This is a genomic window from Streptomyces sp. NPDC020884 (genome assembly GCF_044333935.1).
Taxonomy (GTDB): Bacteria; Actinomycetota; Actinomycetes; order Streptomycetales; family Streptomycetaceae; genus Streptomyces.
Genome location: NZ_JBIRRY010000001.1, coordinates 628,987 through 649,110, shown reverse-complemented (window position 1 = coordinate 649,110; position 20,124 = coordinate 628,987). Strand labels below are relative to the sequence as shown.

The window sequence follows — 20,124 nt, the reverse complement described above, 5'->3', positions numbered from 1 at the left end:
CCCGAAGCTGTGCTACTCCGGGGGCCACTCCCGGCGCCAGTCCCGGGCGAGGGCCGGGGCGAGCTGGTCGAGGTACTCCTCGGTCAGGTCGCGCAGCGCCTCCACGCTCGGATCGGACCCCTGGCCCCACAGCTGGCCGGTCACCCGCATCACCCCGGAGAACGCGGCGACGGCCACCCGCGGCCGGGGGTCCCGCTCCACGTCGAGCCCCTCGCGCTCCGCGATCAGCCGGGCGATCTGGTTCTCCACGGCGACCCCGCGCCGCATATGGGTGGCGAGCAGGGAGGGGGTCGACTCGATCATCTGATAGGTCCGCATATGGAGGTCGACGGTGACGACCTCCTCGATCGCCTCGCCGATGCTGTTCCACGCGCACAGCACCGCCCGGCGCATGGCCTCGAAGGGCGCCTCGCCCGCGGGGCGCCGGCGCAGCTCCTCGATGAAGCGGGACTCGACCATCTCCTGCACCGCGAAGGCCGTGTCCTCCTTGCTCGCGAAGTAGCGGAAGAAGGTGCGCTGGGAGACCTCCACCGCGTCGACGATCTCGTCGACGGTGGTGCGCTCGTACCCCTGGGTGGTGAACAGTTCGAGGGCGGCCCGCAACAAGGCGTCACGGGTGCGCTGCTTCTTACGTTCACGCAGTCCGACTCGGGGCTCGACTGTCTGCCCGTCGGTCACGTACCGGTCCCTCTTTTCCCGTGTTTGTCCAGCTCAGCATACCTGTGCGCGACGTGTGAGCTACGTGACAGTTACTGTCTTGTGAATTGGTTTGTCAACTGTCAGCGGCTGTCACTAGTCTCCCCGTATGACTAGTCAGACCACCGTCGAGAAGGCGCCGCGGGAGCCTGAAGACAACGCAGTATCCGCCCCGGTCAAGGGGCTTCGCGGCCACCCCTGGCTGACCCTCTTCGCCGTCGCCATCGGCGTGATGATGGTCGCCCTCGACGGCACCATCGTCGCCATCGCGAACCCCGCGATCCAGCGGGATCTCGGAGCCTCGCTCGCCGACGTCCAGTGGATCACCAACGGTTATCTGCTCGCCCTCGCCGTCGCCCTGATCACCGCGGGCAAGCTGGGCGACCGCTTCGGCCACCGCCAGACCTTCCTCATCGGCATCGCGGGCTTCGCCCTCGCCTCCGGTGCGATCGGTCTCTCCAGCGAGATCTCGCTGGTCATCCTCTTCCGCGTGCTCCAGGGCCTCTTCGGCGCCCTGCTGATGCCGGCCGCACTCGGCCTGCTGCGCGCCACCTTCCCGGCCGAGAAGCTGAACATGGCGATCGGCATCTGGGGCATGGTCATCGGAGCGTCCACCGCGGGCGGTCCGATCGTCGGCGGTCTGCTCGTCGAGCACGTCAGCTGGCAGTCGGTCTTCTTCATCAACGTGCCGGTCGGCGTCGTCGCGCTCGTCTTCGGCCTGGTGATCCTCAAGGACCACCGCGCCGCCAACGCACCGCGCTCCTTCGACGTCCTCGGCATCGCGCTGCTCTCGGGCGCGATGTTCTCCCTGATCTGGGGCATCATCAAGGCCGGTGAGTCCTGGGGCTGGGGCGACGGCCGGACCTGGGCGTGGCTGGGCCTGGCGATCCTGCTCTTCTTCGCCTTCGGCCTCTGGGAGACCAAGGTCAAGGAACCGCTCGTCCCGCTGGGGATGTTCCGTTCCATCCCGTTGACGGCCGGTGTCGTCCTCATGATGCTGATGGCCTTCGCCTTCATGGGCGGCCTCTTCTTCGTGACGTTCTTCCTCCAGGGCGTCCACGGCCTCAGCCCGGTCGACAGCGGTCTGCATCTGCTGCCGCTGACCGCCATGATGATCGTCTCCTCGCCGGTCGCCGGCCTGCTGATCACCAAGTACGGCCCCCGCGTCCCGCTGGTCGGCGGCATGGTCTGCACGGCCACCGCGATGTTCGGCATGACCACGCTCAGCGAGTCCACCGGCACCTTCGCGATGTCCCTCTGGTTCGCCCTGCTCGGCTGCGGGCTCGCCCCGGTCATGGTCGGCGCCACCGAGGTCATCGTGGGCAACGCCCCCATGGAGCTCTCCGGCGTGGCCGGCGGCCTCCAGCAGGCCGCCATGCAGGTCGGCGGCGCGCTCGGCACCGCTGTCCTCGGCGCGGTCATGTCCTCCAAGGTCAGCGCCGAGTTCGCGGACAACTGGGCGGGCGCGGGCCTGCCCGGCGTCCCCGACCCGAAGCTGGAGGAGGCCGCCGAGTTCGGCATGGTCCCGGCCGAGGAGCTCGCCAAGGCGCCCGGCATGACGCCGGACGTCATCGACCGCATCGGCGGGGTCATCCACGACACCTTCATGTCGGGGATGGGCCTGGCCTTCACGGTCGCCGGCGTCGTCGCCGTGATCGCCGCCTTCGTCGCCACGCTCACCAAGCGCGGCGCGAACGCCGAGGCCGGCGCCGGAGTCGGCCACATCTGACGCCCGAAGCGGCGCAGGCCGTCAACACAGCGCAGGTCGGAGCCCCGCCGAATCCTTTCGGCGGGGCTCTCGCCTATCAGGGTGGAGACCCCCGGGCACCTCTTTCGCCCCGCCGGTCCGGTGACTCAGAGTGAGCGGCGGAAGAACAGCACCGACCAACCACGGGGGTTGATCCACCATGCGTACGACCGTTCTCGCCGCGGCCGCCCTGGCCGTCACCGCACTCGTTCCCCAGGCCCTGGCCCACGACCGGGCGGCAGCCGCTCCGGAGCGCTCCCCGGGCGTCGGCCTCGGGACCTGCGAGGCGGGCAGGCTCTGCCTCTGGAAGAAGCCCGACTTCACCGGGGCCCGGCACACCTTCGAGCTCTCCGACGTGGACATCGAGAGCTGCACCCCGCTGCCGAAGGGCGGCGACGCCCAGTCGCTCGCCAACCGCACCGGGCGGCCCGTCACGACCTACCAGTCCGCCGAGTGCGCGGAGACGGGGGAGTTCGAGACGTACCCCGGCGGCGGCACCTGGACGCCCCGGTCCCCGTACCAGGTGCGGGCCTTCAAGATCTGGGAGAACTGAACCCGCCGCCCGCCGCAAGCCGTCCGCCGCAAGCCGCCCGCCGCCCGCCGTAAACCGTCCGCCGGCGCGCCGGCCCGGGAACGCCGAGGGGCGGCGACGCTCCCGCGCCACCGCCCCTCGGATCAGACTGTGCCTACGCGTCGCCGCCCGCCGCGCCCGGATCGGCCGCGGCCACGTCCAGGAGCTCGTAGCGGTCCACCGCCGTCTTCAGGGCCGACCGGTCGATCCTGCCCTCCTTGGCCAGCTCGGTGAGGACCGCCAGCACGATCGACTGCGCGTCGATGTGGAAGAACCGGCGGGCCGCACCCCGGGTGTCGGCGAAGCCGAAGCCGTCCGCGCCCAGCGACTGGTAGGCGCCCGGCACCCAGCGCGCGATCTGGTCCGGCACCGAACGCATCCAGTCCGAGACCGCCACGAAGGGGCCCTGGGCCGCTTCGAGCTTCTTCGTCACGTACGGGACGCGCTGCTCCTCCTCCGGGTGCAGGAGGTTGTAGCGCTCCACGTCCACCGCCTCGCGGCGCAGCTCGTTCCAGGAGGTCGCCGACCAGACGTCCGCCTTGACGTTCCACTCGTCCGCGAGGATCTTCTGCGCCTCCAGGGCCCAGGGGACCGCCACACCGGACGCCATGATCTGGGCCGGGATCTCGCCCTTCTCGCCGGTGCTGAAGCGGTGGATGCCCTTGAGGATGCCCTCGACGTCCACGTCCTCCGGCTCGGCCGGGTGCTGGATCGGCTCGTTGTAGACGGTGAGGTAGTAGAAGACGTCCTCGTTCGCCTCGCCGTACATCCGGCGCAGCCCGTCCTTCATGATGTGCGCGATCTCGAAACCGTAGGCCGGGTCGTACGCGACACAGCCCGGGTTCGTCGAGGCCAGCAGCTGCGAGTGGCCGTCCGCGTGCTGGAGGCCCTCACCGGTCAGCGTCGTCCGGCCGGCGGTCGCGCCCAGCACGAAGCCGCGCGCGAGCTGGTCGGCCATCTGCCAGAACTGGTCGCCGGTGCGCTGGAAGCCGAACATCGAGTAGAAGACGTACACCGGGATCAGCGGCTCGCCGTGCGTGGCGTACGCCGAACCGGCCGCGATCAGCGAGGCCGTACAGCCCGCCTCGGAGATGCCGTCGTGCAGCATCTGCCCGGTCGGGGACTCCTTGTACGCGAGCAGCAGATCCCGGTCGACCGCCTCGTACTGCTGGCCGAGCGGGTTGTAGATCTTCGCACTCGGGAAGAACGCGTCCATGCCGAAGGTGCGGTACTCATCGGGGGCGATCAGCACGAAACGCTTGCCGATCTCCTTGTCCCGCATGAGGTCCTTCAGAACGCGGACGAACGCCATGGTCGTGGCGATCGACTGCGTTCCCGAACCCTTCTTCGCAGCCGCGTACGTCTTGTCCTCGGGCAGGGCCAGCGGCTTCGCACGCACCACACGGGTCGGGACATAACCGCCCAGACCCTGGCGGCGGTCGTGCATGTACTGGATCTCCTCCGAGTCGCGGCCCGGGTGGTAGTAGGGCGGGTAGCCCTCGTCCAGCTGCTGGTCCGTGATCGGGATGTGCAGCCGGTCCCGGAAGCGCTTGAGGTCCTCGACCGTGAGCTTCTTCATCTGGTGGGTCGCGTTGCGGCCCTCGAAGTTCGGCCCCAGCGTCCAGCCCTTGACCGTCTGCGCCAGGATGACCGTCGGCTGGCCCTTGTGCGCCTTGGCCGCCGCGTAGGCCGCGTAGACCTTGCGGTGGTCGTGACCGCCGCGGCCCAGGTGCAGGATCTGCTGGTCGGTCATGTCCTTGACCATGTCCCGCAGCCGCGGGTCGTCGCCGAAGAAGTGCTCGCGGATGTACTTGCCGGTCTCGGTGGCGTACGTCTGGAACTGCCCGTCCGGCGTGGTGTTCAGCCGGTTGACCAGGATGCCCGTGCGGTCCTGCGCCAGCAGCGGGTCCCAGGAGCGGTCCCAGACCAGCTTGATGACGTTCCAGCCGGCGCCCCGGAACTGCGACTCCAGTTCCTGGATGATCTTGCCGTTGCCGCGTACCGGGCCGTCGAGGCGCTGGAGGTTGCAGTTGACCACGAAGGTCAGGTTGTCCAGGCCCTCGCGGGCCGCGATGGACAGCTGGCCCAGCGACTCCGGCTCGTCCATCTCGCCGTCGCCGAGGTAGGCCCAGACGTGCGACGCGGAGGTGTCGGCGATGCCGCGCGCCTCCATGTAGCGGTTCATCCGCGCCTGGTAGATCGCGCCGAGCGGGCCGAGGCCCATCGAGACGGTGGGGAACTCCCAGAAGTCCGGCATCAGCCGCGGGTGCGGGTAGCTGGACAGACCGTTCGGGGCCTTCGACTTCTCCTGGCGGAACGCGTCGAGCTGCGCCTCGCTGAGCCGGTCGAGGAGGAACGCGCGGGCGTAGATCCCCGGGGACGCGTGCCCCTGGAAGAAGATCTGGTCGCCGCCGTCGCCCTGGTCCTTGCCGCGGAAGAAGTGGTTGAAGCCCACGTCGTACAGCGATGCGGAGGACGCGAAGGTGGCGATGTGGCCGCCGACGCCGATCCCGGGACGCTGGGCCCGCGAGACCATCACGGCGGCGTTCCAGCGGGTCGCGTTGAGGACCTTGCGCTCGATCTCCTCGTCGCCGGGGAAGAACGGCTCGTCCTTCGTGGCGATCGTGTTCACGTAGTCCGTGCTGCGCATCTCCGGCACGGCGACGCGCTTCTCCCGCGCGCGCTCGATGAGCCGGAGCATCAGATAGCGGGCCCGCTCACGGCCGCGCTCGTCGACGGCGGCGTCGAGGGAGTCGAGCCATTCCCGGGTCTCCTCGGGATCAAAGTCCGGGACCTGGCTCGGAAGGCCGCCAATGATGATCGGGTTGCGATCGGATCCGGAAGCCACACTGTTCCTTCGCTGTTCGGTGGTGCTCTGCGGGGCCTGGTTACGGGGAATGTGACCCCCGGATGACACGGACAACACGGTCAAGTCTGTGTTCGCCGCCTCCATCGTGCTACCGCGAGGGCCCGAACGTCATCTCTACCGTGGGGTAACCCCGAGGTTCCGAAAACTCGTCCGCGGGGCACGAGTATGGGCAGTACGCGGCTGGGTACGGGCAAACCGCAACCTTACGCCCAAGGCGCTCAAGCGTTCCCAAAGGCTGTTCGACTCCGATTGGCGGATCGAAACGGCATAAGCTGAGGAAGGACGTAAACGGATGGAGTGACCCGGGGCCACCCGGGGAAGCCGCCCGGAGACATGCCGAGAGTTGCGGCGACGTGGCAGGGAACGTCACCGTATAGGCGGTCTCGCACGCTGGGTACTTGCGCGATTCGCCGAGCCCGTGTGGACTACGGCCAACGCCCCGCGCACGCGCGTGGCTGCAGCATTTTCCGAAGACATGATCAGGAGGCAACCCGTGAGCGCGACCGCGGACCACGCGGAGGAGCGGACCAACCCGGCAGCACGCCTGGGGTTCGAGCCCGGACAAGTGGTCCAGGAGATCGGCTACGACGAAGACGTCGAGCTGGAGCTCCGTGAGGGCATTGAGGCCACTACCGGCCAGGAACTCGTCGATGAGGAGTACGACGACGTCGCGGACGTCGTCCTGCTCTGGTTCCGCGACGAGGACGGCGACCTTACGGACGCGCTGGTGGATGCCATTGGTCTGATCGAGGACGGCGGTACGGTCTGGCTGATGACGCCGAAGACCGGCCGTGACGGATACGTCGAACCGAGCGACATCAATGAGGCTGCCCAGACAGCCGGTCTCGCCCAGACCAAGAGCATCAGCGCGGGCAAGGACTGGACGGGCAGCCGTCTGGTCACCCCCAAGGGGGCCAAGGCCAAGCGCTGAACCACTCTCTGCACCATCCCGGGGCCCCCACAGGCGCACACCGCACCCGTGGGGGCCTTCGTACGTCCTCGCGCGTCCACGGCCCCTCCGGGAGCCGCCCGAGGCCCCTGCGTAGGGTGGGTGTCACCCGGACGGACTCGGCCCGGGATGCGGAGAAGCGGCGAAGGGATGCGTGTTCCATGACGATCGAGGTCGGCAGCGAGGCTCCGGACTTCCAGCTCAAGGACCAGCACGGCCGGACCGTGCGGCTGTCGGAGTTCCGCGGCGAGAAGAACGTGGTGCTGGTCTTCTACCCGTTCGCCTTCACCGGTGTCTGCACCGGTGAGCTGTGCGCGCTCCGCGACGAGCTGCCCCGCTTCGAGGACGAGGGCACCCAGCTGCTCGCCGTCTCCAACGACTCCATCCACACCCTGCGCGTCTTCGCCGAGCAGGAGGGCCTGGAGTACCCGCTGCTGTCCGACTTCTGGCCGCACGGGGAGGCCTCGCGGGCGTACGGCGTCTTCGACGAGGACAAGGGCTGCGCGGTGCGCGGCACCTTCGTCATCGACAAGGCGGGCGTCGTCCGCTGGAGCGTCGTCAACGGCCTCCCCGACGCCCGTGACCTGAACGACTACGTCAAGGCGCTCGAAGCGCTCTGACGTGATCTCCTGGCGACGCCCGGTCCAAAGCCTGTTTTGGCCGGGAACCGGTCACTAGGATCCAATCGTTGATCCGATGCCAATGAACGACGGGGACACTGGTTTCTGCCGGCCCCTGAGAAAACTACTGGAGGACTCGTGGGAGTCAGCCTCAGCAAGGGCGGCAACGTCTCGCTGACCAAGGCCGCGCCCAACCTGACCGCGGTCATCGTCGGTCTGGGCTGGGACGCCCGCACCACCACCGGCGGCGACTTCGACCTCGACGCCAGCGCGCTGCTGGCGAACGCCGAGGGCAAGGTCGCGGCGGACGGCAATTTCGTCTTCTTCAACAACCTGAAGAGCCCCGACGGATCCGTCGAGCACACCGGTGACAACACCACCGGTGAGGGCGAGGGCGACGACGAGGTCATCAAGGTGAACCTCGCCGGTGTGCCGGCCGATGTCGACAAGATCGTCTTCCCGGTCTCGATCTACGAGGCCGAGAGCCGTCAGCAGAGCTTCGGCCAGGTTCGCAACGCGTACATCCGCGTGGTCAACCAGGCCGACAACACCGAGCTCGCCCGCTACGACCTGAGCGAGGACGCCTCGACGGAGACCGCCATGGTCTTCGGCGAGCTCTACCGCAACGGCGCCGAGTGGAAGTTCCGTGCCATCGGCCAGGGGTACGCCTCCGGTCTGCGCGGCATCGCCCAGGACTTCGGCGTCAACGTCTGACGTTCGGGCCCCGGAGGGTGTCCGGTCCGGATCAGCACCGGGCCGGACACCCCCCTGACCGGGCGCTTTCGACGCCCGGCCTCGGGCGTCGAAAGCGCCCGGCAGCGTTTTACACGACTCGGGGAGGACACACATGGGCGTCACGCTCGCCAAGGGAGGCAATGTCTCCCTCTCCAAGGTCGCACCCAACCTCACACAGGTGCTGGTCGGGCTCGGCTGGGACGCACGCTCCACCACGGGAGCCGCCTTCGACCTCGACGCCAGCGCACTGCTGTGCCAGTCGGGCCGGGTGCTCGGTGACGAGTGGTTCGTCTTCTACAACAACCTCACGAGCCCGGACGGCTCCGTCGAGCACACCGGCGACAACCTCACCGGGGAGGGCGACGGCGACGACGAGTCCGTCATCGTCCGTCTCGACCAGGTCCCGGCCCACTGCGACAAGATCGTCTTCCCGGTCTCGATCCACGACGCGGACAACCGGGGCCAGGCGTTCGGCCAGGTCAGCAACGCTTTCATCCGGGTCGTCAACCAGGCCGACGGCCAGGAACTGGCCCGCTACGACCTGAGCGAGGACGCCTCGACGGAGACCGCGATGATCTTCGGCGAGCTCTACCGGTACAACGGCGAGTGGAAGTTCCGTGCAGTCGGCCAGGGGTATGCGTCAGGCCTGCGAGGCATCGCTCTAGACTTCGGCGTCAACGTTTCATAACGCCGCGCACCAGCGCGGGGGAGCCCCGACACACCGGGGGAGACCCTTTACATAACACGATGGGGAGCCAGTGGTTCTGAAAACCTTCGGCTGGTCGTTCGCGGTCACCGCGCTCGGCCTGGTCGCAGCGATTTTCTACGGGGGGTGGCAGGCATTCGGCATCGTCGCGATCCTGTCCGTCCTGGAGATCTCGCTGTCCTTCGACAACGCGGTGATCAACGCCGGAATCCTGAAGAAGATGAATGCCTTCTGGCAGAAGATCTTCCTCACAATCGGCATCCTCATCGCCGTCTTCGGTATGCGACTGGTGTTCCCCGTCGTGATCGTGGCCGTGAGCGCCCAGCTCGGACCGATCGAGGCCATCGACCTGTCCTTCAATGACCCCGACCGCTACAAGGAACTGGTCACGGACGCCCATCCGTCGATCGCCGCCTTCGGTGGCATGTTCCTGTTGATGATCTTCCTCGACTTCATTTTCGACGAGGACCGTGACATCCACTGGCTGCGCTGGATCGAGCGTCCGCTCGCCAAGCTCGGCAAGGTCGACATGCTGTCGGTCTGCGTCGCGCTGATCATCCTGCTCATCACCGCCATGACCTTCGCGACCCAGGCCCACCAGCACGGTGGCGGGGACGTGGACAAGGCGGCGACGGTCATGCTCTCCGGCATCGCCGGTCTGATCACCTACCTCGTCGTCGGCGGGCTCTCCGGATTCTTCGAGGGCAAGCTGGAGGAAGAGGAGGAGCGCGAGCACGAGGCCGAGGAAGAGGCCAAGGAGAAGGGCAAGCCCGTCACCGGGATCGCCCTCGCGGGTAAGGCCGCGTTCTTCCTCTTCCTCTACCTGGAAGTCCTGGACGCCTCGTTCTCCTTCGACGGCGTCATCGGCGCCTTCGCGATCACCAACGAGATCGTGCTGATGGCCCTCGGCCTCGGCATCGGCGCCATGTACGTCCGTTCGCTCACCGTCTACCTGGTGCGCGAGGGCACGCTCGACGACTACGTCTACCTGGAGCACGGCGCGCACTACGCGATCGGCGCGCTCTCGATCATCCTGCTGATCACCATCCAGTACGAGATCAACGAGTTCATCACCGGCTCGGTCGGCGTGATCCTGATCGCCCTCTCCTTCTGGTCCTCGGTCAGGCGCAACCGTGCGCTCGCCGCGCAGTCGGGCGAGAGCGGCGGCTCGGACAGCAAGGCCGAAGTGTCCTCCGGGGTGTGACCCGGTAAGGATTGAGGAACGCTCTCTGCGGGGCGGCCCACACGGCGACGGCTCTCCGGGATCTCCCGGACCCGGCCCGGTGGCCGTCCCGCAGTGATGTCCGGGGCGCGCGGAACAGGTGGGGGTTGGTATGGGATTCTTCGACGGCCTGTGGCCGGGGCGCGCGGCGCAGTTCGACTCGGGCAACTCGACGTCGAGCGCCATCGTGCTGTCCAAACGGAACGCCACGATCTCGCTCAACAAACAGGGCGCCCTCTCGGGCAACCTCCGGGTCAATCTGTCCTGGCGGATGCGGACCTCGGACATCGAGGGCCGCTCGCGCCAGAGCGGCCGGCTGCGGCGCCCCCTCAAGCTCTTCCAGCCCGAGGTGGTCCAGGCGCACACCCAGGGCGTCGTCAACGTCGACCTGGACCTCGGCTGCATGTACGAGCTGATGGACGGCACCAAGGGGGTCGTACAGCCGCTGGGCAGCCTGATCGGCGACCTCAACGGCCCGCCCTACGTCCGGCTCAGCGGCGACGACCGGTTCGGCGCGCCCTCGGGGGAGACGGTCTACGTCAACCTCGACCAGCGCGACAAGATCAAGCGGATGCTGTTCTTCGTCTACATCTACGACCGGACGCCCGCGTTCGACCGTACGCACGCCAAGATCACGCTCTACCCGGGCAACGGCCCGCGCATCGAGATCGAGCTGGACGAACGCGCACCGCAGGCCCGCTCCTGCGCGGTGTTCACCGTGGAGAACATCAAGGACGAGCTGATCGTGCGCCGCGAGGTGAAGTTCGTGTACGGCTTCCAGTCGGAGCTGGACCGGCTGTACGGCTACGGCATGCAGTGGGGGCGCGGCTACAAGTCCCGGACCTGAGCCGGGGCTGCTCCGAGTTCCGGACGAACTCAGGTCCGGACGAACTGCGGACCCTGTGGAGGCAGCACGAAATGGGGGTCGGGCGCGTGCGCGGCGGCTGCCGCGGGCTGGGGATAGCCGTACGCGGGAGGCTCGGCGGCCGGCTGCGGATAGCCGTACGCCGGCTGGTGGGGCGCGGCGGCGGCGGGGTGCGCGACCGGAGGCGGATAGCCGTAGGAGGGCTGCTGGTGCTGGACCGTGGCCTGGGAGTCGGGCCCGGCCCCGGCGGCCGCCGCTGCGGGGACCGGGACGGGTCCCGGCGGCACGGCCGGAGGCGGCGGCACGGCGGCCGGGAGGGGCCCCGCCGCTGCCGGAACACCCGGGTCCTGCGCCCCGTTCACCGCCTCCGACTCGTCCACCGAGATACCGAAGGCGGTGGCCAGGCCGATCAGGCCGGTGGGATAGCCCTGGCCGACCGCGCGGAACTTCCATCCCTCGCCGCGGCGGTAGAGCTCGCCGCAGATGATCGCCGTCTCTTCGCCGGTTTCCGGCCGGACATCGAACACCGCCAGCGGCTCGCCCTCGGCGAACGCCGCGTCGAACAGAAGTATCCGCAGGTCCGTGACCTGTTCGAAGGCGGCCCCGTCGGAGGAGGCCGCGATGACCACCTGGTCCACCGAGGCGTCGAGCGCCCCGAGGTCCGCCTCGACCGTGTCGGTCAGCCCTTCCGGGACGCTGCGCTTCGGCAGCCGCCGGACCAGGCCGGAGGGGTGCCGGGGCTGGTTGTAGAAGACGAAGTCCTCGTCGGACCGCACCCGCCCGGACGCACCGAGGAGCAGGGCGGAGGCGTCCACGTCGGGAATCCCGGCGCCCGGGGTCCAGCGCAGCACGGCCCGGACGGCCGCGGCATCGACGGGGACGTTCGAGCCCTTCAGCATCGTGTGCGTCATGACGGTCATCCTGCCTGCTGGGGGCCCGTGCGGACAACGCGGGGGGCGGCACGACCGTGCCCGGCGGCGGCGCGGGCAGGGCGCGACGATACCGCGAGAGGGGGTCGCACAAGAGGCGGGTAACCGGAAATTCATGTACATGGGGAACTGTTGACACCCGTCCGTACGTACTATTACCGGCCACACGTTGTTCGGCCGGTCAGGCAGTTCGGGGGAAAAACATGCGTCACTTCGGGCATATATCGCCCACTGTCCGGGAGGGCCTGTTCTTCCGGGAACCCTGCGCCTTCAGCGCGGACTCCCCGGCACGGATGCTCTCCGTCGCCCTGGGAGCCACGCTCTACTCCCCGGCCACCCGCCCGACGCTCGCCGATGACGTGCTGAAGCAGGCCGGGCGCGGCGTCGTCTCCATGGTGCTGTGCCTGGAGGACTCGATCGACGACGCCGAGGTGACCGACGCCGAAGCCAATCTGATCAGGCAGTTCGCCCTGCTGGCCGCCCGGGACGCGGACCCGGAGACCGCTCCCCGGGACGGGGACGACGCCGGGAGCGCGACGGGCGTCGGCGGAGCCGGTGGCCCGCTGCTCTTCATCCGGGTACGGGAACCGGCCCAGATCACCGACCTGGTGCGGCGCCTCGGCGACTCGGTCCGGATGTTGTCCGGTTTCGTACTTCCCAAATTCACCGAAGAGCGTGGTCGGCGGTTCCTGGAGGCGCTCGCGGAGGCCGAGGCGGCGTGCGGCCGACGGCTTTTCGCCATGCCGGTCCTCGAATCCCCCGAGCTGCTCCACCTGGAGACCCGCGGCGAAATTCTCCAGGGCATCGCCCGCAGCGTCGACAAATACCGGGACCGGGTGCTCGCCCTGCGGCTCGGCGTCACCGACTTCTGCTCGGCCTACGGGCTGCGCCGCGCGCCCGACATGACGGCGTACGACGTCCAGATCGTCGGCTCCGTGATCGCCGACGTGGTCAACGTGCTGGGCCGGGCCGACGGCACCGGCTTCACGATCACCGGCCCGGTCTGGGAGTACTTCCGCCGCCAGGAGCGCATGTTCAAGCCCCAGCTGCGCCGCAGCCCCTTCCTGGAGGGCCGGGCCGAGGAACTGCGTACGGCCCTCATCGAGCACGACCTCGACGGACTGCTGCGGGAGATCGAGCTCGACCGCGCCAACGGGCTGCTCGGCAAGACCTGCATCCACCCGTCGCACGTGGCCCCCGTCCACGCACTGTCCGTGGTCAGCCACGAGGAGTTCACCGACGCCCAGGACATCCTGAGCCCGGAGCGCGGGGGCGGCGGGGTGTTGCGCTCGGCGTACACGAACAAGATGAATGAAGTGAAGCCCCACCGGGCCTGGGCCGAGCGCACGCTCCAGCGGGCCGAGGTCTTCGGGGTGGCGAGGGAAGACGTCGGCTTCGTGGACCTGCTGGCCGCCGGCCTGACGAACTGAGCGCGCGTCGATGAGCGAGCGCGCGACGAGAGAAGAGACCGTGGACGTGGAGTGGTCGGGCAACTGGGTGGCCGAGCGGCTGGGAGTCGCCCTCGAAGGCGACGGAGAGCTCCAGGAGCTGCTGGGCCTCGCCCTGCGCCGCAACCCCAAGCGGGCGCACCTGCTGGTGTCCAACGTGCTGGGCAAGCATGTGCCCCAGCGGCCCTCCGTCGTGCACGGGGCCGGGTTCGAGCTGGGTGAGCGGGTACGAGCGCTGCTCGGCGCGCAGGAGGCCCGCCGCGCGGTGGTCCTCGGGTACGCGGAGACGGCCACCGGCCTAGGCCACGCCGTCGCGGACGGCCTGCGGGACGCCCCGTACCTGCACTCCACCCGCCGCCCGGTGGCAGGCGTCGAGCAGGCGGGCGGCTTCGAGGAGTCCCACTCGCACGCCACCTCGCACCTGCTGCTGCCCGAGGACGGCGACCTCCTGGCCGGCGGCGGCACCGGGGACCGGGCCTCGGTGCTGGTGCTGGTCGACGACGAGTTCTCCACCGGCAACACCGTGCTCAACACCATCCGCGCGCTGCACGCCCTGCACCCGCGCGAGCGGTACGTCGTCGTCGCCCTGGTCGACATGCGCTCGCCCGGCGACCGCGACCGGCTGACCGCCTTCGCCGCCGAGATCGGCGCCCGCGTCGACCTGGTGACCCGCAGCGCCGGCACGGTCGCCCTGCCGGACGGCGTGCTGGAACGCGGCCAGGTCCTGGTCGCGGCCCAGGAGGCGGAGCAGGCCGAACAGGCGAAGAGCGCGGGCCGGGCCGGGCACCCCGCCGAGGACGCTGACCGAGCCCCCGTCACCCGGGTCGACCTCGGCTGGCCCGCGGGCGTCCCCGACGGCGGCCGACACGGCTTCACCCCGGCGCACCGGGCGGCGCTCGAAGCGGCGCTCCCCGGCATGGCGGACCGGATCGCGGCGGCACTGGCTGACGACGCGACGGGTCGAGGCGACGGAACGGGCGCGACGACCGGCCCGGGGCGGGTCCGAGCGGCGGACCGGCCGGGGCGGGCGGCGGGCCCTGAGCTTGAGCGGGCCCCGGGCCGAGCGGCGGATCGAGCCGGGGAGCCTGCTCCGGACCGGGCGGTGGGCCCAGCGGCGGACCGACCCCGGGAACCCGCTCCGGGCCAAGCCCCGGACCGATCGCCCGGCCGCCCGCGCCGCATCCTCGTGCTCGGCTTCGAGGAGCTGATGTACGCCCCGCTGCGCCTGGGAACCGCCCTCGAGACCGTGCTGGGAGCCGACGCCGAGGTCCGCTACTCCACCACCACCCGCTCGCCCGTCCTGGCCGTCGACGACCCCGGCTACGCGATACGCACCCGCCTCGTCTTCCCGGCCCACGACGACCCGGCGGACGGCCCCGGCGACCGGTACGCGTACAACGTGGCGGGCGCCGGCTTCGACGCGGTGGTCGCCGTCGTCGACTCCACCGCCGACACCCCCGAACTGCACGCCCCCGACGGACTGCTGGCCCGGCTCGCCGAGCACACCGGCCAAGTCCTCCTCGCGGTCCTTCCCTCGTACGTCCCGGCCCCGGCCCCGGCCGCTCCCACCGGCGTACCCGGCACCCCCACACCCGCCCCCGAACGGCAGGAGTCCGCCGTGCTGCCCGAGCCCCTCCGAGGCCCCGACTTCTCCAGTTACGCGCCGGAGGACGTCGGCTGGCTGCTCCAGGACCTCTCGGACACCGAGCTGGAAGCGCCCACCGAGGAGCGCGAGGAGGCGATCCAGGGCGGCGGCGCGCACTACGCGGAGTCGCTGCCCGTCGAGTACCAGCCGAGCGCCGCCTACCAGGCCCTGTTCACCGCCGCCCTGGAGACGTCCGCCGCGCGCATCGCCCGCGCCGTCGGCACGGTCACCGAGACCGTCCTCGCCGAACGCGGCCCCCGCCCGGTGCTCGTCTCGCTCGCCCGCGCCGGAACCCCGGTCGGGGTGCTGATGCGCCGCTGGGCCCAGCACCGGCACGGCCTGGACCTGCCGCACTACGCCATCTCCATCGTCCGGGGCCGGGGCATCGACGCCACCGCCCTGCGCTGGCTGGCCGCCCACCACGACCCGGCCGACGTGGTGTTCGTCGACGGCTGGACCGGCAAGGGCGCGATCACCCGCGAACTGGCGGCGGCCATCGGCGAGTTCGAGGCCTCCGGCGGACCCGTCGGCTTCGACCCGGAGATCGCGGTGCTCGCCGACCCGGGCGGCTGCGTGCGGACGTACGGCACCCGCGAGGACTTCCTCATCCCCTCGGCCTGCCTCAACTCCACGGTCTCCGGCCTCATCTCCCGTACGGTGCTCCGCGCCGACCTGGTCGGTCCCGACGACTTCCACGGCGGGAAGTTCTACCGGGAACTGGCCGGCTCCGACGTCTCGGGCCACTTCCTCGACACGATCGCCGCCCGCTTCGACGAGGTGGCGGGACACGTCGAGACCGAGGCCAAGGAACTGCTGGCCGCCGACCGCGCCCCGACCTGGGAGGGCTGGGCGGCCGTCGAGCGGATCAGCGAGGAGTACGGCATCCACGACGTCAACCTGGTCAAGCCGGGCGTCGGCGAGACCACCCGGGTGCTGCTCCGCCGGGTCCCCTGGAAGATCCTCGCGCAGCGCGGCGCGGGCGCTGACCTGGAGCACATCCGGCTGCTGGCGGAACAGCGCGGCGTCCCGGTCGAGGAGGTCGACGACCTCCCGTACAGCTGTGTCGGTCTGATCCACCCCCGGTTCACCCGCGGCGCGACGGGCGCGGACGGCAAGGCGGTGCAGGGAGCATGAGCACGACTTCCCCGGCCACCACCCTGGTGGCGAGCGACCTCGACCGTACGCTGATCTACTCGGCGGCCTCGCTCGACCTGTCGATGCCGGACGCGGAGGCCCCTCGGCTCCTCTGCGTGGAGGTCTACGGCCACCGGCCCCTCTCGTACCTGACGGAGATGGCCGCCGCACTCCTCACCGAGCTGGCGACCTCCACCGTCTTCGTCCCCACCACCACCCGGACCCGCGAGCAGTACCACCGCATCCACCTCCCCGGCCCCGCCCCCCGGTACGCGATCTGCGCCAACGGCGGCCACATCCTGGTCGACGGCGTCTCCGACCGGGACTGGCAGGCCCGTGTGGAGGCCCGGATCGCGGACGAGTGCGCACCCCTCACCGAGATCCGCGCCCACCTCGCCACCACCGCCGACCCGGCCTGGCTCCTCAAGGAACGCGTGGCCGAGGACCTCTTCGCCTACCTCGTCGTCGAACGCTCCCTGCTGCCCGAGGAGTGGGTGAAGGAGCTGGCCGCCTGGGCCCGGCCGCGCGGCTGGACGGTCTCCCTCCAGGGCCGCAAGATCTACGTCGTCCCCGCGCCGCTCACCAAGAGCGCCGCGATGCACGAGGTCGCCCGCCGCTCCGGCGCCACGCACACGCTCGCCGCCGGGGACTCCCTCCTCGACGCCGACCTGCTGCTGGCCGCCGACCTCGGCTGGCGCCCCGGCCACGGCGAACTGGCCGACGAGGGCTGGCGGGCCCCGCACGTGGTGGCCCTGGAGGAGCGGGGCTGGGCGGCGGGGGAGGAGATCCTGCGGCGTTTCCTGGCGGCTTCCGCTGCGTGATGACGTCGGCGGGGTCCGCCCCGCGCCGCGCCCGAGCCCGCGGGCGCGGGGCACGGGGCACGGGAGGGTGTGACGCGCGCGGGGCGGGTCCGAGGTATATGAGCGCTTTTGAGCTACATGTTCTCCATGAGTGATCTCGACTATGCCGACCGGTCCGACTTCGAGGACGCCGAACGGGGCTTCGTCGCCGCGCTCTCACCCGCGGTGATCCGGGCGGCGGACGGCCGGGTGATCTGGGACGGGGAGGCGTACGCGTTCCTGGACGGGGACTGTCCCAGCACCGTGCACCCGAGCCTGTGGCGGCAGAGTCAACTGTGCGGCAAGCAGGGCCTGTTCGAGGTGACGCCGGGGATCTACCAGGTCCGCAACCTCGACCTGTCGAACATGACGCTGGTCGAGGGCGACACCGGCGTCATCGTGATCGACCCGCTGATCTCGGCGGAGACCGCGGCCGCCGCGCTGGCGCTGTACCGCGAACACCGCGGAGACCGCCCGGTGACCGGACTGATCTACACCCACTCGCACGGCGATCATTTCGGCGGCTCGCGCGGAGTCCTGCCGCACGGCCACGCCCCGGTGCCGGTGATCGCCCCGGCCGGGTTCCTGGAGCACGCGGTCGCGGAGAACGTCTACGCGGGCGGCGCGATGACCCGGCGCGCGGTCTACATGTACGGCGCCGAGCTCGCCAAGGGCGCCGCCGGGCAGATCAGCGCCGGACTGGGCATCACGACCTCCACGGGCACGATCACCCTGGTGCCGCCGACGCTGGACATCACCCGCACCGGTCAGGAGGAGACCGTCGACGGCGTGCGGATCGTGTTCCAGATGACGCCGGACACCGAGGCGCCCTCGGAGATGAACTTCTACTTCCCCGACCGGCGCGCCCTGTGCATGGCGGAGAACGCGACGCACAACATGCACAACATCCTGACCCTGCGCGGTGCGGTGGTCCGCGACACCCGCATCTGGGCGCACTACCTGGGCGAGGCGATCACGCTGTTCGGGGAACGGGCCGAGGTCGCGTTCGCCTCCCACCACTGGCCGACCTGGGGCCGCGACCGCATCGTCGAACACCTGACGGGCCAGCGCGACATGTGGGCGTACCTCCATGACCAGACCCTGCGCCTGACCAACCAGGGGCTGACGGGAGCGGAGATCGCGGAGCGGATCGAGCTGCCGCCGACGATCGCGAACCGGTGGGCGAACCGCGGCTACTACGGCTCCGTCAGCCACAACGCCAAGGCCATCTACCAGCGCTACATGGGCTGGTTCGACGGCAATCCGGCCCATCTGTGGGAGCACCCGCCCGTCGAGCAGGCCCAGCGGTTCGCCGCCGACTACGGCGGCGTGCCGGCGCTGATCGCCAAGGGCGAGGAGTACGCGGCCTCGGGGGATCTGCGCTTCGCCGCGACGCTGCTGGGGCACGCGGTCTTCGCGGCCCCCGACGACTCGATCGCCAAGCAGGCGCTGGCATCGGTGTACGAGAAGCTCGGCTTCGGCGCGGAGAACGCCACGTGGCGGAACTTCTACCTGATGGGCGCCCAGGAACTGCGCGGCGCCGTCGCGCACACCTCGCTGGTGACGACCAACCCGGAGATGGCGATGGCGCTGACCGTCGACATGCTCATCGACTCGCTCGCCATCCGCGTCGACGGCCCGCGTGCGTGGGACGAGAAGCTCACCATGACGTGGAACGTCACCGACGAGGGCCGCACCTGGCACCTGCTGCTGTCCAACGGAGCCCTCACCTACCGCAGCACCGATGCCGCCACCGGGGCGAACGGGCCGGGCCAGGCCGCCGACCTGACCCTGACCCTCACCAAGCCGCAACTGCTCGGGGTCCTCGCCGGGAAGGGACTCGACGGCGTGGGCGTCCAGGGCGACCCGCAGGTCTTCGCGACCCTCGCCGGCCTGCTGGACACCCCCGACCCCGACTTCCCCATCGTCACGCCGTGACCACCGACGCCCCGCCCGCTCCGGCTGCCGCTACCGCTCCCGGGCGCCGTAACCAGGAACCCACCCCTACCCCTGCGCACCCCGCTACCCTGCATGCCGGTTATCGCGCACAGTGATACGCGCGCCACGGATACTTACGCCACGCCACGCCGCTCCACTCCACCGCACTCACTCCACGACACCGAGGGAAGCGCAGCCGGATGACCAAGGGCAACGACACCACGATCACGGACGAGCTGTACGCGTACATGCTGGCCCACAACCCGCCGCTGGACCCGGTCCAGCGGGAGCTGGTGCACACCACGTACGCCCGGTTCCCCGACCACGCGGGCATGCAGTCGGCCGAGGAGCAGGCCCCGCTGCTCGCCTTCCTCGTCCGGCTGGTCGGCGCCCGGCACGTGGTGGAGGTCGGCACGTTCACCGGGTTCAGCGCACTGGCGATGGCCCAGGCGCTGCCCGCCGACGGCACGCTGATCGCCTGCGACATCTCGGAGGAGTGGACGGCGTACGGCCGGGAGGCCTGGGCCAAGGCGGGCGTCGAGGACCGGATCGACCTGCGCATCGCCCCGGCCCTGGACACCCTGCGCGCGATGCCCGCCGAGCCGCACATCGACTTCGCCTACCTGGACGCGGACAAGGGCGGCTATATCGCGTACTGGGAGGAGCTGGTGCCCCGGATGCGGCCGGGCGGAGTCATCGCCACGGACAACGTGCTCTTCCACGGCGGGGTCACGGACCCGGAGGCGACCGGTCCGACGGCGGCGATCAAGGAGTTCAACGACCACGTGAGCGCCGACGCCCGGATGGACAGCGTCCTGCTGACCGTCTCGGACGGCCTGACGCTGTCCCGCAAGAAGTAGGAGCGGGCCCGCTCGCGCGGGGGCAGTGCCGCCGGGCTCAGCCGCAGCACCCGCCTCCGCAGCAGCCCCCGCCGCCGCCACCGCCGCCGGACGGCGCGGGAGCGGACCCGGCGGCACCGCCCACGGCCACGGCGGACAGCAGTTTGACGGTGTCGTCGTGGCCGGAGGGGCAGGAGGCGGGGTCCGACGACTGGGCCATGGGACGGCTGAGTTCGAACGTGTCTCCGCAGGTGCGGCAGCGGAATTCATAACGAGGCATGGGCTCAGGCTAGAGCCATGGCGGGCCGGGGGCTACGCCTCCTTCGACCGCACGGTTTCCACCACATGCCCGATGTCGCGCGAACGCGGGCG

At 70.3% G+C, this 20,124-nt stretch carries 17 protein-coding genes; 13 read left to right on the top strand and 4 right to left on the bottom strand.

Translation table 11 applies throughout. The features are described 5' to 3' along the window. Nucleotides 1–12: 12 nt before the first annotated feature. Nucleotides 13–678 (bottom strand): TetR family transcriptional regulator, encoded by a 666-nt coding sequence (locus ACH4UK_RS02960; RefSeq protein ID WP_398354314.1) that lies wholly within the window; start codon nt 676–678, stop codon nt 13–15. Nucleotides 679–928: 250 nt separating this feature from the next. On the opposite strand from ACH4UK_RS02960, the gene ACH4UK_RS02955 reads away from it, so the two are divergent. Both ACH4UK_RS02955 and ACH4UK_RS02950 read left to right on the top strand, forming a co-directional pair. Next, entirely contained in the window at nt 929–2,425 is a 1,497-nt protein-coding gene (locus ACH4UK_RS02955) for an MFS transporter (RefSeq protein WP_398354925.1), read from the top strand. Between the two features lie 178 nt (nt 2,426–2,603). After that, entirely contained in the window at nt 2,604–2,996 is a 393-nt protein-coding gene (locus ACH4UK_RS02950) for a peptidase inhibitor family I36 protein (protein WP_398354313.1), read from the top strand. A gap of 133 nt (nt 2,997–3,129) precedes the next feature. Here the strand turns inward: ACH4UK_RS02950 and aceE are convergent, their stop codons facing one another. After that, complete coding sequence (gene aceE, locus ACH4UK_RS02945; RefSeq protein ID WP_398354312.1) at nt 3,130–5,862, bottom strand: pyruvate dehydrogenase (acetyl-transferring), homodimeric type; 2,733 nt, start codon at nt 5,860–5,862, stop codon at nt 3,130–3,132. Nucleotides 5,863–6,376: 514 nt separating this feature from the next. On the opposite strand from aceE, the gene ACH4UK_RS02940 reads away from it, so the two are divergent. The 6 genes from ACH4UK_RS02940 (at nt 6,377) to ACH4UK_RS02915 (ending at nt 10,962) form a co-directional block, all read left to right on the top strand. Next, nucleotides 6,377–6,814 (top strand): DUF3052 domain-containing protein, encoded by a 438-nt coding sequence (locus ACH4UK_RS02940; protein ID WP_030585952.1) that lies wholly within the window; start codon nt 6,377–6,379, stop codon nt 6,812–6,814. A gap of 179 nt (nt 6,815–6,993) precedes the next feature. After that, a complete protein-coding gene (locus ACH4UK_RS02935; protein ID WP_398354311.1) occupies nt 6,994–7,452 on the top strand; it encodes a peroxiredoxin in 459 nt (152 codons plus the stop codon). A gap of 138 nt (nt 7,453–7,590) precedes the next feature. After that, the gene (locus tag ACH4UK_RS02930) at nt 7,591–8,166 is read left to right on the top strand and encodes a TerD family protein (protein WP_097865933.1); all 576 of its coding nucleotides are present in this window, start codon (nt 7,591–7,593) and stop codon (nt 8,164–8,166) included. Nucleotides 8,167–8,299: 133 nt separating this feature from the next. Continuing rightward, the gene (locus ACH4UK_RS02925) at nt 8,300–8,875 is read left to right on the top strand and encodes a TerD family protein (protein ID WP_010057499.1); all 576 of its coding nucleotides are present in this window, start codon (nt 8,300–8,302) and stop codon (nt 8,873–8,875) included. Between the two features lie 70 nt (nt 8,876–8,945). Further along, nucleotides 8,946–10,097 carry a DUF475 domain-containing protein gene (locus tag ACH4UK_RS02920; RefSeq protein ID WP_398354310.1) on the top strand — a complete coding sequence of 384 codons (1,152 nt, stop codon included), beginning with the start codon at nt 8,946–8,948 and terminating at the stop codon, nt 10,095–10,097. Nucleotides 10,098–10,227: 130 nt separating this feature from the next. Continuing rightward, nucleotides 10,228–10,962 carry a Tellurium resistance gene (locus ACH4UK_RS02915; protein ID WP_398354309.1) on the top strand — a complete coding sequence of 245 codons (735 nt, stop codon included), beginning with the start codon at nt 10,228–10,230 and terminating at the stop codon, nt 10,960–10,962. A 29-nt stretch (nt 10,963–10,991) separates the two neighbouring features. Here ACH4UK_RS02915 and ACH4UK_RS02910 read toward each other — a convergent pair whose 3' ends face one another. Then, nucleotides 10,992–11,891, bottom strand: a complete 900-nt coding sequence (locus ACH4UK_RS02910) for a TerD family protein (protein ID WP_398354308.1) — start codon at nt 11,889–11,891, stop codon at nt 10,992–10,994. 221 nt (nt 11,892–12,112) lie between these two features. Here ACH4UK_RS02910 and ACH4UK_RS02905 point away from each other — a divergent pair, with 221 nt between their 5' ends. The 5 genes from ACH4UK_RS02905 to ACH4UK_RS02885 all read left to right on the top strand — a co-directional run bounded on the left by ACH4UK_RS02905 (nt 12,113) and on the right by ACH4UK_RS02885 (nt 19,773). Next, complete coding sequence (locus ACH4UK_RS02905; protein ID WP_398354307.1) at nt 12,113–13,339, top strand: HpcH/HpaI aldolase/citrate lyase family protein; 1,227 nt, start codon at nt 12,113–12,115, stop codon at nt 13,337–13,339. Between the two features lie 10 nt (nt 13,340–13,349). After that, the gene (locus ACH4UK_RS02900) at nt 13,350–16,136 is read left to right on the top strand and encodes a phosphoribosyltransferase domain-containing protein (protein WP_398354306.1); all 2,787 of its coding nucleotides are present in this window, start codon (nt 13,350–13,352) and stop codon (nt 16,134–16,136) included. After that, nucleotides 16,133–16,957, top strand: a complete 825-nt coding sequence (locus ACH4UK_RS02895; RefSeq protein WP_398354305.1) for an HAD family hydrolase — start codon at nt 16,133–16,135, stop codon at nt 16,955–16,957. Before ACH4UK_RS02900 ends, ACH4UK_RS02895 begins: the two co-directional genes overlap by 4 nt. Before the next feature lie 126 nt (nt 16,958–17,083). After that, entirely contained in the window at nt 17,084–18,913 is a 1,830-nt protein-coding gene (locus tag ACH4UK_RS02890; RefSeq protein ID WP_398354304.1) for an alkyl/aryl-sulfatase, read from the top strand. Nucleotides 18,914–19,113: 200 nt separating this feature from the next. Continuing rightward, entirely contained in the window at nt 19,114–19,773 is a 660-nt protein-coding gene (locus tag ACH4UK_RS02885; RefSeq protein ID WP_398354303.1) for an O-methyltransferase, read from the top strand. A gap of 37 nt (nt 19,774–19,810) precedes the next feature. Here ACH4UK_RS02885 and ACH4UK_RS02880 read toward each other — a convergent pair whose 3' ends face one another. Next, nucleotides 19,811–20,032: a zinc ribbon domain-containing protein gene (locus ACH4UK_RS02880; protein ID WP_398354302.1), complete on the bottom strand. Its 222-nt coding sequence runs from the start codon at nt 20,030–20,032 to the stop codon at nt 19,811–19,813. Nucleotides 20,033–20,124: the final 92 nt, after the last annotated feature.